General features: G+C 30.7%; 14 protein-coding genes. 7 read left to right on the forward strand and 7 right to left on the reverse strand.

All coding sequences use genetic code 11. The annotated features are described in order from the left end of the window. A partial coding sequence (locus A9G11_RS14545) for a hypothetical protein (protein WP_176701288.1) occupies window positions 1–656 on the forward strand: 656 nt, incomplete at its 5' end. A 167-nt stretch (window positions 657–823) separates the two neighbouring features. Here the strand turns inward: A9G11_RS14545 and A9G11_RS13690 are convergent. Next, a complete protein-coding gene (locus tag A9G11_RS13690; RefSeq protein WP_065620137.1) occupies window positions 824–1,318 on the reverse strand; it encodes a hypothetical protein in 495 nt (164 codons plus the stop codon). Between the two features lie 461 nt (window positions 1,319–1,779). Here A9G11_RS13690 and A9G11_RS13695 point away from each other — a divergent pair, with 461 nt between their 5' ends. The 4 genes from A9G11_RS13695 to A9G11_RS13710 all read left to right on the forward strand — a co-directional run bounded on the left by A9G11_RS13695 (window position 1,780) and on the right by A9G11_RS13710 (window position 4,217). Then, a complete protein-coding gene (locus A9G11_RS13695; RefSeq protein ID WP_065620138.1) occupies window positions 1,780–2,046 on the forward strand; it encodes a PAAR domain-containing protein in 267 nt (88 codons plus the stop codon). Further along, the gene (locus A9G11_RS13700; RefSeq protein ID WP_065620139.1) at window positions 2,046–3,296 is read left to right on the forward strand and encodes a hypothetical protein; all 1,251 of its coding nucleotides are present in this window, start codon (window positions 2,046–2,048) and stop codon (window positions 3,294–3,296) included. The genes A9G11_RS13695 and A9G11_RS13700 overlap by 1 nt, the downstream gene beginning before the upstream one ends. Then, window positions 3,296–3,547, forward strand: a complete 252-nt coding sequence (locus tag A9G11_RS13705) for a hypothetical protein (protein ID WP_065620140.1) — start codon at window positions 3,296–3,298, stop codon at window positions 3,545–3,547. Before A9G11_RS13700 ends, A9G11_RS13705 begins: the two co-directional genes overlap by 1 nt. 256 nt (window positions 3,548–3,803) lie before the next feature. Beyond that, entirely contained in the window at window positions 3,804–4,217 is a 414-nt protein-coding gene (locus A9G11_RS13710; protein WP_065620141.1) for a hypothetical protein, read from the forward strand. Window positions 4,218–4,310: 93 nt separating this feature from the next. On the opposite strand, the gene A9G11_RS13715 is transcribed toward A9G11_RS13710, so the two are convergent. The 6 genes from A9G11_RS13715 to A9G11_RS13740 all read right to left on the reverse strand — a co-directional run bounded on the left by A9G11_RS13715 (window position 4,311) and on the right by A9G11_RS13740 (window position 7,725). After that, the gene (locus tag A9G11_RS13715; protein ID WP_065620142.1) at window positions 4,311–4,544 is read right to left on the reverse strand and encodes a Pathogenicity locus; all 234 of its coding nucleotides are present in this window, start codon (window positions 4,542–4,544) and stop codon (window positions 4,311–4,313) included. A 44-nt stretch (window positions 4,545–4,588) separates the two neighbouring features. Further along, window positions 4,589–5,104, reverse strand: a complete 516-nt coding sequence (locus A9G11_RS13720) for a ClbS/DfsB family four-helix bundle protein (RefSeq protein WP_065620143.1) — start codon at window positions 5,102–5,104, stop codon at window positions 4,589–4,591. Between the two features lie 25 nt (window positions 5,105–5,129). Beyond that, a complete protein-coding gene (locus A9G11_RS13725; protein ID WP_065620144.1) occupies window positions 5,130–5,429 on the reverse strand; it encodes an isochorismate lyase in 300 nt (99 codons plus the stop codon). Window positions 5,430–5,522: 93 nt separating this feature from the next. After that, window positions 5,523–5,828, reverse strand: coding sequence for a zinc ribbon domain-containing protein (locus A9G11_RS13730; protein ID WP_065620145.1), 306 nt, complete (start codon window positions 5,826–5,828; stop codon window positions 5,523–5,525). A 175-nt stretch (window positions 5,829–6,003) separates the two neighbouring features. Continuing rightward, window positions 6,004–6,777: a hypothetical protein gene (locus tag A9G11_RS13735; protein WP_065620146.1), complete on the reverse strand. Its 774-nt coding sequence runs from the start codon at window positions 6,775–6,777 to the stop codon at window positions 6,004–6,006. A gap of 126 nt (window positions 6,778–6,903) precedes the next feature. Continuing rightward, window positions 6,904–7,725 carry a DNA primase family protein gene (locus tag A9G11_RS13740; protein WP_065620147.1) on the reverse strand — a complete coding sequence of 274 codons (822 nt, stop codon included), beginning with the start codon at window positions 7,723–7,725 and terminating at the stop codon, window positions 6,904–6,906. 930 nt (window positions 7,726–8,655) lie between these two features. On the opposite strand from A9G11_RS13740, the gene A9G11_RS13745 reads away from it, so the two are divergent. Next, window positions 8,656–12,216, forward strand: a complete 3,561-nt coding sequence (locus tag A9G11_RS13745; protein ID WP_065620148.1) for a peptidoglycan-binding domain-containing protein — start codon at window positions 8,656–8,658, stop codon at window positions 12,214–12,216. Between the two features lie 19 nt (window positions 12,217–12,235). After that, window positions 12,236–12,436 (forward strand): hypothetical protein (locus A9G11_RS14650; RefSeq protein ID WP_218056161.1); only part of this gene is annotated, 201 nt, incomplete at its 3' end.

Here is a 12,436-nt window from a genome sequence, read left to right on the forward strand (position 1 = left end):
TTTATCGCCGTAAACCTGACTATATCTTACTCAATGAACAGCAACAAGCTAGCTTAAAAAACCTTGAAAACGGTGACCACTTTTTTATTCTGGATGATAATTTACAACTACAACCTATCACCATAGAAGAAGCTATTACCTTACCCAACTATATTAAAGTCATAAAGGAAATGGGGAAAATTATTTCCATTGAGAAAAAAACTTTAAAAGCCTATTTTAAACATGAATATGAATACTGGCCACACAGTGAAGAAGTTCTTTTTTTTAAAAATACAAGATATAGTATAGATAGAAAAACGGTATTAGAGTCTTTAGCTGTCGAGTTTGATAAAAATGGAGACCATTTATTACGTACAACTAAAGATGAACATAACAAAGTGGTTTCTATAGAAAAATATTACCCTAGAGGTAGTGAATACTTTTCCGAAACTAGCCTGTTTAATCAGCAAGGTGAAAAAACTAATATTATGTACTTATTAAATGGCGAAAATAAAAATGTACATCTTGATAAAAATGGCAATATAACAGAAGTGACTTATGAAGGAAGACGAAAAATTAATCTAGTGGATTTTGAAGAAGATGAACGTTATAAAACGCTGCAAATTGATACCAGTAAAAAATACAAAGCAATTGATAGTTTAGAGCCAGAGAAGTAAGCGGTAACTAAAGATTAGTAATGAATATTCTTTATTATCAAATTGGCATAAAGTACCTGCATAGCAATTTTTTACTCTATCAATAACAAAAAATACAAATACGGTTGAGGCGAGAACCAGCATAGCTAGTGCAGTTTATCAGATTTGTTTTGTTCTATTCCGTTAAGCTATTGAACGTGAAAATTGGTTATTGCTATGCTATTAAATTGCTCATTATCCGAATAGCTCTTCACCAATAAGGCGTCGAACAGAATTTTAGTTCCAGCTTTAAGCTGACAAGCTTTATAAACAAGATCTCCATTATTGAGTATAGTAAAATAGTATTTATTTCCATTTTGAATAATATTTAATGCAGTTGGTTCAATATTTTTTTCAACATACTGTGTATAAAATAAATATTTTTTATCCTGATCTAACAAATCAAGATTTTCATCATTAAATAGAAAAAAACCTTTGCCACAATAATCATGAATCATGGAGTAAAATGAGACAGGCTCTATTTGTACCGCATCTAATTTTAATGGTATATCTGAACGAGTTGATATAATTACTTTTTTACCATTAGATAATAATAGAATATTATTTTTGCTCTCTTCACATCCTCCTGAACAAGACCAAAGGAACAATATACCAAATTCTACTATCGCTAAAATGAGTCTCATACGACATCCTCCTTGATTTTTTTAATTGAGTAACACTATAAAGTATACTATTGTCTTTATTGTTAATAATAATCACTACATTATCACCTGCCCCTTATTTTTTGTACTCAGTTCACTTGCAATGAAGTCTATTTTTATCAGAAGTTCCAATTTTACTTTTTATCTTATTTACTGCATTATCAAAAAATAAAGAATTGAGCCTTAATCTATTTTTACTTTCAAGAAACGGAACAAAATAACCAATCATATTTCAAAATAATTTAATCCAAATATTAGTCAAAAGCACTATTGATTTTTTTGGACAAGTTTGAAAAACAAGTTATAGTTATACATATTTTTATTATTGTCTAACTATAAGATAACTAGCCTTTTGGTTCTTCATTAAGAATATAATAAATTTATATATAGTGTTTTGATTTTAAATGTGTTTTTGTTATATAAAACATAAAGGAAATTAAAGAATGAAAAATGTAATACGCCTAGGAGACTCAACAAGCCATGGGGGTAAAGTAATTACGGCTTCCTCAAAACTGATAGTATTCAATAAAGGAGTAGCTCGGATTGGTGATTTGGTCACTTGCCCAATCAAAGGACATGGTGTTAATCCGATAATAGAAGGTGATCCACAATTTATTGATGAAGGTAAGCCGGTCGCTTTTAATGGGCATAAAACAGCCTGTGGCTGTGCATTAATGTCGTCACTCTCTAATTTTGGTAAGATTGATTAATGGCTATAAATTTATCTTCTCTTCCTGAACCTATAATATTAAAAAAAGGATTATCCCGATTATTTTGGAAAATCGCTCTAATTGTATTCATTGTAATTGGTTTGCTTTTAATATATATAATTCAGTTTAATAGTAATATAACAATAGAACATATTATTATTGCTGTTTCTTTTTCAATGATGAGTTGGTTTATACTTCTAAGTATTTGGTTATTCTTCCGTGGATGTAAAGAAGTCTATGTTGAAAGTTGGAATCAATTACGGGAAGAAAGGAAACAACAACTTATTGAGTATGGTCAAAAACCTCTCTATGTTATTTTTAATCAATTAAGTTCTGAATTTGGTCAGGGTAACCATGCACAAGCATTTGTAAATGAGCTAATGACTTTTGATGCTCGTCCGGTTACTTCTTCAAATGTTGATCAAGATCCAATTATTTACTCAAGATTTCAATTTGATAATCTAAAACCTCATGATTTTCACTTGAAAATAGATAAGTTATTTAATGAATTGCAAAATGTATTATCTATTTTAAACAATAAATTGTTCAATAAATTTCAGAAACATATCCGCTTATTTGTAGATGTGCCTATATCTACTGAGGACGTAAAAAAAATTTGGGAAGATAAATTAGGGGATACCACTCTATTTGACTCTTGGCAGATGATTGAAGCAAACCAAAGCACTGTTTTTCTTGATAGCTGGCTTGATGATTCAACGAACGATGATTATTTACTATGTTGCATTAGTCTATATTTATTTGATTTTCCAACTTCGTTTAGTGCAGAAGCAATGACCAGTATGTTATTTTTAGGAAAAAACCTTATTAATAACACAAATATTATTCAATATATAGAAGAAAATAATTCATGTATTGTTGCTTTACATCGAACCGAAGAAGGAGAGCAACTTGAATATGTACTCAAACATGCTGAATTATGGGGAGAATTAGAACTAGAAAAAAATAATAAAGCTCACTTTGATGCTATTTGGTTAACTAATCTATCTCCAGAAGCTAATGTGAGTGTTTTAACGCGATATACTGATAAGTTATGTTCAATAAAAAATATCTATAATATTTGTTCCACATTTGGTATTTCAGGTGAATGCGATTACTGGGTCGCTTTAGCTTTCGCAATAGAACATGCCTTGGAAATTGATAATAAACAAATGGTCATCGGTCAAAAAAGAGCAAGTTTTAATGCTACCATTCTTGAAAAAATACAAATTAACGCAAATGAGGAAATATAATGACAAAAATGGCTCTCGGTTGGATATTCATTTGTTGTGCTTTAGCTATTTGTTGTTTAGCATACGTTTGGTTTTCAGATAATACTTATCTAACGACAGTATCATCAAAATGTGAATATACCTTCATTATACTCTTTGGTGGTATGTTACTCTCTTATCTTGCTATTGTAATAGAATTTATTATTAATTATATTTGCAGTGATATATTTAAAGATGAAGAAAAAGACTACTTTGTAAGAAAACTAAAATAAAAAAGATAAATCATTTATAATGATTTATCTGACACCCACCCAAGTTAAAATAACACATGAATATAAAATAATTTACCGGCAAAGAAAGATACCTGATTTCTCACCTAAAGTATGTTTAAGCTACACTAATTCCCAAAGACTTAATTTAAGTTTAATGACTTTTGCTACTTAATTCATTTTTGGCACTTCTGTTTTTGTTATAAAATATTTAATAATCAAATTAAATAATGATTATTACAATGAAGTAGGGAATATTATGATAATAAAATCACCATGGATAAAATCAACTTTAATATTAATACCGGGTTTATTGTTTATAACAACAAACTATTTCATTGAAAATTATAATAAATCACCTAAATTATTTGGGGTGTCCCAACGGATTAATATTCCATGTTTTGTGATTTTTGTCATATTAACACTTATATTACTCTATATTATTTCAAAGCGTTGTGATGATAATAAAACAGATGGTTCATCTGTATTTTTTATAATGATTCTTTATTTGTTTATCTCCGCAATTTCTTGTATTTCTTATGTTGTTTATGACACCCTAACACATAATTCTTTCTTCTATCATGGCTTGTATAATGATTTTATATTTTATTATGGTTTACATAATGCCGCAGTTGTGGCTGTACTATTAGTTCCGCTTTTTAATAGTAATTAATTAAGTATGGTCACTATATCAACTAAATCTTATACCATAAAAAGTATGTAACTTAATCATTAGATTCAATTTTCAGAGCATTAATTAAAACAACTAGGATTGTTTAACAAGGGTTAAGATATTTAATATTGCGGTTTTGGCTTGGTGACTGTTTTTCCAGCAGGAAGAGCCTGTTAGTAATGCACCTTTATTGAGGATTTCTTCTAATGAAGTATCGCGTAGTTTAGCAAAGGAATCGAGTTCCATTTGTTCAAGTCGTTCAATTATCTTAGCTCCAACAAATTTCAATTCCAATAATTGATTATATTCTTGTTCTGAAAAAGCCATAATATCCCTCTAAGGTAATATTGAAATAACTTTGTTGTCTAAATTTAAATTGCTGTACTTAATTTTTTCCATTTTCTAATTTTAGTTCTAAATGATTTAAAAGGTGCTACTGAGTTGATATGAATAAATTTTGCTACCGTCCATGCTTCAGGGTATGGTTTAGTCCAATTGCGATTATCTTTGGTAAATAGCGTCGCTTCACTTAAAGATTTAATCCAATGATTCCATACATCAATTTGTTGTTTAAATGATAGGATTAATTCGTTTAAAGATAATCCTTGATAGGTTTTATAAAACTCCTGATAAAGATCCCCTAACCGATTCCATTTATAGCCAGGAGCAGGTAATATTGGCGTATTTCCGGCAAGTTCTTGATCATCCCAGGATTTAACTAAATTTAACCATCCTAGTTGATAAGCTATCATTTGCGATGGTGTCCGATCTACACCTTCAATAAGTACATCTTTTTGAGATTCTGGAATAGAACTAAATTCATCAATAAACAAGTTAGCTGTTTTATTAATTTCATCTAATAACTGTTGTTTGTTAGTATAACCCATACTAAATTCCTTGTTATTGTTATTGTTATTGTTCTTTTTTATTGAAGTGTTTTAACTCTTCATCAATAAAATATCTAACTAAATCAGAATAGAGATTTTTAATAATATCACCATTTAGTCCTAACTCACTAGCCCACTGTTTACGCTGTTCTAGCATGCTATTAAAGCGCTCTTTTGCTTGAACTTCTGTTGCATTGTGTTTGAATTTGCTTGCTGCTTTTACATATGCAAATCTGTTGGCTAACAATGTAATAACATTATGATCTATCCTGTCTATTTCACTACGAATATCCTTCATGTCTAAGCATTGTTCAGGTGTTTTCATAAGATTGTACTCCAAAGTAATAGCTTATCATTGTGTCTAAATTAATGAGAAAAAACTCGTTTAGACACAATTAATTACTTTAATAAATATCATTTATTTTTCGCAAAATAGTTGATTGAATTCTTCATCAGAGAGCATTTCACCTTTTAAGCAAGCAGACGGATTACCTTTCCAATATGGGAGCAATGTCATATTTTTTCTGACTATTTTTTCAGCATATTCTTTAGGGTAGTTTTCTTCATTTATAAAATACTCAACGCCACCTTTAAAAATATCTTCGCATGACTTTACCTTTTTTTGCTCATCAACACAATAAATGCAAAAATCACCATCGGCATTATGGAGTGCTAAAAATTCATTTGTTTCCAATGGCATTGAACAAGCTGCACAAAATTTCATTTTCATGTCCTTATAAAGTTAATTGATATTATTAATTATTTTTAATATAAAACCATGTATATAGTAGCATTGATTTTTTTAGCAGCAAATTAATTTATTAATCTTAGTTTAAGGCAATAAATGCTTATACTGAGCTGATCAAAATGACTAATTTTTCTTTTTTAACGTACTAATATTACCAGTATTCTATTTCTCTAATTACAATAGTTGTAAATTTTTTACCTGATTCTGAGTGGGCAACAAATGCTTTTGTCCAGTCACCAAATTGATTATATTCAGTAAAGGTTGCTTTAGAGTTAATTGTACGCTCTGGAGATTCATACCGATCCGTTATTGTTGATATTCGATTTAGCTTATCATAATCATATTCTATCTCTGTAGAAAATAATTTAGTCCCGTCTTTCCTAAAATAAGAGACTATCTTATAGGTAATTAAATCATTTTCCCAATTAGTTTTACCCTTTACTAAAAAATTTCCAAATTGAGTCTCACTAGAAACCTTTTTATCATTGTCATAAAAAATAAAACTATTAAAAGGAAGTTGTTCAGATTTTCCATTTTCAGTAGCTACACCAATAAATGCGATTTCTTTACCCATTGAATCAAAAACAATATGACCTCTGTCATTTATTCTAAAAAAACTCATATGGTCATTAAAAGTATTATTTTGATAATCTCTTTCAAGTCGAAAATTAAAATTTTCTATGTCACTAACAGCATAACTTAATATACATCTACCTTGTTTGTCATATTCAGCTGTAATGATTCTTTCTAATTTATTATCGACTTTGAATGTTAAAATTTGTTTTTTGATATATCTAGAATAAGGTGCATAATCTGGTGAGTCATTATTTAGACTAGCAACTCTATCAAATTTAACTTTGTTATCACATCCAACTAAAGTAATAACAAACATACCTATTAAAACAACTTTATATATTATTTTCATCTTTATCCTTTACCATTAAAATATACAATCATCATATTTTTATATAATTAACTGTATAGTAAGCAAAATAAAATTAATTATCTACTTCGCTTTAGGAAGCCATTCTTTACTCATATCTAAATTTATTTATAAATTTGTTTTCATCCCAGTATTAGTACGTTTTTTAATATAAGTCTTTTGGTTTTCATTTATAGCGTAATTTAATGATGAGCCAAAACTGTTCAGTGAAAGCGGATTATTAAGTCCTGTGTTTCGGACATACTCAATATAAGCATGATATAAATATTTCTTAGGGTTAAATGGTATTATGCCTAAATTGCCAATTAACATCCCATTAGGATAATCAAGAGCATCAAGATAACTACAAAAATCGACTAGGTGGTCAGATTTGCGTTTAATTGCGGTTGCTTCCTCTGATTGTTGTTGCTTGTGTAGTCTTTCTTTTGCTTCTATAGGATTAGTAAATTCATTTAATAGCAATCTGACAATAGAGGGTAGCTCTTGTTCTATTTTGCTGACTAAGTTTAAATCTCGCTCTTTTTCGGGTATGACCTCGCCAAAGTGAAAGATTACCTTGTGCCGAGATATACCGCCGTTACGCTCGTTAAATCGCATTGCTTCATTGTTTATTACCAATACCACGGCAGGGATTTTACAGGAATAGGGTTGTTTGTGTTTTGGGTCTATTGCAACCTCATCACCCCCTGTAATTGCTTTTAAATCTGCACCGCTGCCCATGTAGCGCGGTTGGTCGGGTAATATAACCAATGAATAACCCACAATTAAGGCTCTATCTCTTGCCTTCTCTAAAGCGTCCATTGTGCCGATAACTGTATTACTTTTACCTGCTAACATGGTCGCGATTTCAGCAAAAACACTTTTACCGCTACCGCCTGCGCCTGTAACTTCTAGGAACAATTGCCAGTCATGCCGATTAGCTAATATCATATATAGTGAAGCAAGGATATTTTTAGCTTTATCTTGATTACCTGATACTCTTTTTAGCCATTTAGCAAAATTCGGGGCGTGAATTTCAAAAGATTCATTTTCCTTGGCTGGATGCTTACGGAATACTAAAATAGCCTTTAAAGCTTGATATTACAGGATTTAGTGTGCTTTAGTGGGTTTAAATGAATCTTACGAAATAGTGAATTGGTGGGCCAAGGGAAACTTAATCGCACCAATAAAACCCTTTTAAAATATAACAATGAAAAACTATGAAACATAATCGTATACCTAAACGTATACCTAAAACAAAAAATGACCCCATAAATTAGATATTATTATCCTGCTACACAAAGTATAAAAATTAAAAAAATCGGGTTAGCGTTAAAATGAAAGAGGGCGAGCGGTTTTAAAGACAAAAAGTTGTAGAAATTTCCCCTACCCCCCATAAAAATAAAATTTTATAAAAAAGTGTTCACGGTGTTCACTATATATCTGGAGCATTATTTTAAAAGAGTTTGTGGAGTGATGAGTAAATTTTCTAGTGTACACAATTGAACATTCACACTATTTTTAGTAACTTTTATAAATTAAAGTAAATAAAGCAATTATATGTAAAAAAACATAGAAAAAGTTATTTAATAAAATCCTTAAATAAGTTAGCAAAGGCTCAATACATGAATCAACTGATCATATCAGCTATAATGATTATGCATTAACAGTCATGAACTAAATTTCCCATTGCTATTTTAAATATCTCTAGTGAAGAATGATTGAATAATCTTATAATGTTATTAAAAATAATGAGTGCTACAAGCAATGATTTATCCACAAAACTAAATACGCCTAATAAAGCACTCGAAATCTTATTAAAAAAACATATCACCTTTAATTCCAAAAACTTTTCGGAATAATTTATAAGGACATAATAAAATGACGATAAAAAAAATCACTAGTTTTAGATTTCCGGTTGGTGAAAAAGAATTAAGTCAAGACGCTTATTATAAAGCTTTATCAGAAACTAAAAGCGGTTTTTACCCGTTTGGAATAAATGGTATATGGCACGGTGGAATCCATATAGATGAATCTGTTTTGAGAAAAATCGATAATGATGATCAAATGCTATGTATGGCAAATGGTGAGGTCATCGCTTACCGTATTAATGATGTTTACCCTAAAGCTGTTTATCAAGAGATAAAAGTTCCCTGCAAAGGGCAACTCGTTGCTTATTTTTCAAGCGGATTTACATTGGTTAGGCACTATTTACAAATGCCTAAAATTGCAGGTTCAACCGATACACCTCCGACTATTACATTATACAGCTTATATATGCATCAGCTAGATTGGTACGGTTATCAACAAAGAATGCAAAATAGTGAGACTGAGATATTATCTCCCAAATTTTGGTCTGTTACATCAGGTAGAGTAAGTCCAGATACAACTGAAATAATTAAGGGAAGTGTGATACGAATAAATGGAAGTAAAACTGAGATTGTTGGTTTATTACTAAAAGATAGTAAAATTCGTTTAGGTGAAAGGAAAGGTACCAATTGGTACAAAATTGTTTCGATCTCTGAAGGTTCTGTAGTAACTTCACAAGGTGTAACTAGTGAATTGGGCGATATTCAAGGCTATGTCTTTAGCGGTGATGTTACTCCTGTTCCTACTGATAAAAGTGCAAATGCCACAATTGATTATCAAGTTGTTAAAGAAGATAATAATGCAATAGGTAAAGCTGAAGTGAAAGTGAAAGGTATTACCGTCTATGCCTCAGCCAATGAAAAACAAAAATTAGCTTATTTGCCAAATACCGCAACCTTTTTATTTAACGGGCAAGAAAATGGTTATGCCAAAATCCGCCAAATTAGTGGTTGTTATGTCCCTGTTGCATTAAATAATCCAAATGGTGATCAAGATTCACCTCATCAAGGCTATGTTAAAATATCTTCTCTGAGTTCACTCACTTTTGAACCCGAAAGATTAGATGAAATTGTGGTATTAAAAACACCTATCCCAATATCGAAAGGCGAGTTTATTGGTTACTTAGGGCATAATGTTAGCCAAAAAGAACGCTTTGACGAATCTGAGGAAGTACCTTTAGCCACAACAAGGCGAGTTTCAGATAATAAATTACCCAAATTAGCACATATTGAACTATTTACTTGTGACGATTTACCTGCATTTATTAATCAAACGCGTGCTTTAGCAGACAATCTGCCTGAAAGTGATAAAACAATTGTTTTAATTGAAAAAGATGCAAGGCTAACCCAAGAGACTGAACCCGATGGTTCTTTAAATACGGGTTTAGGCATCAATTTTATCGGCGATGTGAATAATTATTACGTCAAAATTAAACCTGAATATACTTTAGATTTGCCTACGCTGTATTTTAACCCAACCAGAGTTTTCCCTTTTTTATTTAATACTACAGTGGGTGGTATTTTTGATTCAATAAATGTTGATACACAAGATACGAACGATAAACCCAAAAAGTACACCTTAACGCAAGCAGATAAAAGCTGGCTAATCGATTATTATCAATCCACTTATCCCGAATTAACAATAAATGACATTCCCGATGAAGTAGATCTTATGAGTGATGTTACCAGAATTTTATCGAGAGATAATAGTGATAATACGTTCACAATTAGTTTTATCCTCGAAAACAAACATTACTGGATTAAATCAGTAGATGTTGTACACCTACAAGGAGAATCAGGACAACTCAATACAAAGATAGATTATTGGCATAACTTTCCACTATCACTGGGCAACTTACCAGAAGCTACTGAAAAAGATACCGTATACTATCCGCGAACATTATCAATAGACTCATTAAGTCATGATTATTCTACTATAGCCATTGATGAAAATAATGCAATTTGGGTATTTGTCACAGCTGGCAATAAGCAAGGCTCGCCAATAAAAGGGTGGGTTAATACAGCAACTGATGCCCAAGAACATATTAAACGTGTCACCCCTTGGCATTGGTCAGGGTTTAATACAATAGAAGAGAAAGCCACTATAAGTGAATTATCAAAGAAACTGAATCTAAAAAGATCTACTAAATTAGATATAGATGATTGTACTGAAACTATGTTGGCATTACTCCGTATTTTTAAGCAAAGTCCTATTAATATTAATAATATTCCTCTGCTAAAAAATCTACCTGAGGAGAAAAAGAATGTTATAGATAAATATTGGTTTTTATCAAGTGGACGCTTTTTCACCATTGAACAATATAAAGATGCTTTACGAACCAGTTGGACTGCAGAGCAGATAGGACATTTATTATTAAAATATGAAAGTGAATGGTATGCCGATGAGGCTTTAAGCAAATGGAATGAGATAGATGATTTATTTGAAGATGAAAAACAACAAAAAAAGAAAGCGTTAGAAGAAGCTTTACATAAAGCAGGCATAATCAAACCTCATGAACGTAACTATGCATTAGAAAAACTGGAAGAAGCACACGAAATTGTCAAGTCGAATTGGCAAATTGAAAAAGAGCAACGTATTAAACCGTCACTTTGGTGGAAACAAGTTGCTGAACTACAAGCACAAGAGGAACAAACCACAAGCGATAATCAAACCAACACGAATGACGATACACCACAAATAACCAATCTATCTTCTGACGGCAAAGCATGGTTTATTCATCCTGTGGCGATGGTGGATTATTTTGCTGGTGACAAAATCCTATTCCGAAAAGGAGATAAACATGAAATTATTAGAGAAATCAATATTAGGTTAGCCGGTTTTGGTGGAAATGTACCTACAGATGAATTCACTGAAAGAACAGAAAAAATGATCAAACAATTCCAACGCGACTACATGAAAGTAGAAGAGACAGGAGTTGTGGATATGAAAGTGATTGAAGCGATTGATAAGTTTCAAGAGGAATATGCAATTAGTGATACTGTTTGGTCTCAAATAAAATGTAAGTGTAGTCCTAAAAAATGTAGTGGATTTGGGAATAGTTTAGGACAAAATACTTCCCCAGAAAAATCTAATCCTTATGAATATCCAGGAATACATAGATCATTATTATTTGGATTTTGTGCATTAAATTTTTATTTAGGTAGACAAGATGTTTACAAATTTAGATTAATTTCATCAGGTTATCGTTGTAGCCAACATCCAGAAGGGAAAAAAACGTCTAATCACAGAGGAAAAGCGTTAGACATTCAATTTTATAAAAACTCATGGGCTATTGGAGGACTAAATAAAAATAATATTGAGCCTTTATTATATATTCGTGATAACTTTTTTAAAACCTATCTTAATACTCAAAATGAGTGGGATAAAATAAATTTATTTACCACCGAACCAATAGGATTAACATCAAAAGGAGAAAAAAAATCTGGGCATACTTATAGTTGGATTCATGTAGATGTTAGATCATTTGAAAAACAATACTTATTAGATGAATATTTTTGTACTAATGACATAACATTAAACAAAGAAAAATTAATCACGCTTATTAAGAGCTAATTGATCATAGAGGTTAATAATGCTAAAAATTGTAAGTAGATTTGTCATTTTATTTTTATGTTGTTTTATCACATCGATAACAAATGCAGAAGTAGAAAATAATGTGAATGAATTGACAAAAGATGACATAATAGAATGGCAATTAGTCAATATTAATTATTTCCCAGATTCTTTGTCTGATTCTGAAAGTATTTATCAATCATCTGAATTGTTTAATGAA

It is taken from the genome of Gilliamella sp. wkB108 (assembly GCF_001690195.1).
Lineage (GTDB): Bacteria > Pseudomonadota > Gammaproteobacteria > Enterobacterales > Orbaceae > Gilliamella > Gilliamella apicola_L.

Bases quoted from the DNA above. Each gene is read 5' to 3' on its own strand.
- A9G11_RS13710 (WP_065620141.1), top strand. From the start codon at position 3,804: ATGATAATAAAATCACCATGGATAAAATCAACTTTAATATTAATACCG.
- A9G11_RS13745 (WP_065620148.1), top strand. From the start codon at position 8,656: ATGACGATAAAAAAAATCACTAGTTTTAGATTTCCGGTTGGTGAAAAA.
- A9G11_RS13725 (WP_065620144.1), bottom strand. From the start codon at position 5,429: ATGAAAACACCTGAACAATGCTTAGACATGAAGGATATTCGTAGTGAA.
- A9G11_RS13740 (WP_065620147.1), bottom strand. From the start codon at position 7,725: ATGATATTAGCTAATCGGCATGACTGGCAATTGTTCCTAGAAGTTACA.
- A9G11_RS13705 (WP_065620140.1), top strand. From the start codon at position 3,296: ATGACAAAAATGGCTCTCGGTTGGATATTCATTTGTTGTGCTTTAGCT.
- A9G11_RS13700 (WP_065620139.1), top strand. From the start codon at position 2,046: ATGGCTATAAATTTATCTTCTCTTCCTGAACCTATAATATTAAAAAAA.
- A9G11_RS13730 (WP_065620145.1), bottom strand. From the start codon at position 5,828: ATGAAATTTTGTGCAGCTTGTTCAATGCCATTGGAAACAAATGAATTT.
- A9G11_RS13720 (WP_065620143.1), bottom strand. From the start codon at position 5,104: ATGGGTTATACTAACAAACAACAGTTATTAGATGAAATTAATAAAACA.
- A9G11_RS13735 (WP_065620146.1), bottom strand. From the start codon at position 6,777: ATGAAAATAATATATAAAGTTGTTTTAATAGGTATGTTTGTTATTACT.
- A9G11_RS13715 (WP_065620142.1), bottom strand. From the start codon at position 4,544: ATGGCTTTTTCAGAACAAGAATATAATCAATTATTGGAATTGAAATTT.
- A9G11_RS13695 (WP_065620138.1), top strand. From the start codon at position 1,780: ATGAAAAATGTAATACGCCTAGGAGACTCAACAAGCCATGGGGGTAAA.
- A9G11_RS13690 (WP_065620137.1), bottom strand. From the start codon at position 1,318: ATGAGACTCATTTTAGCGATAGTAGAATTTGGTATATTGTTCCTTTGG.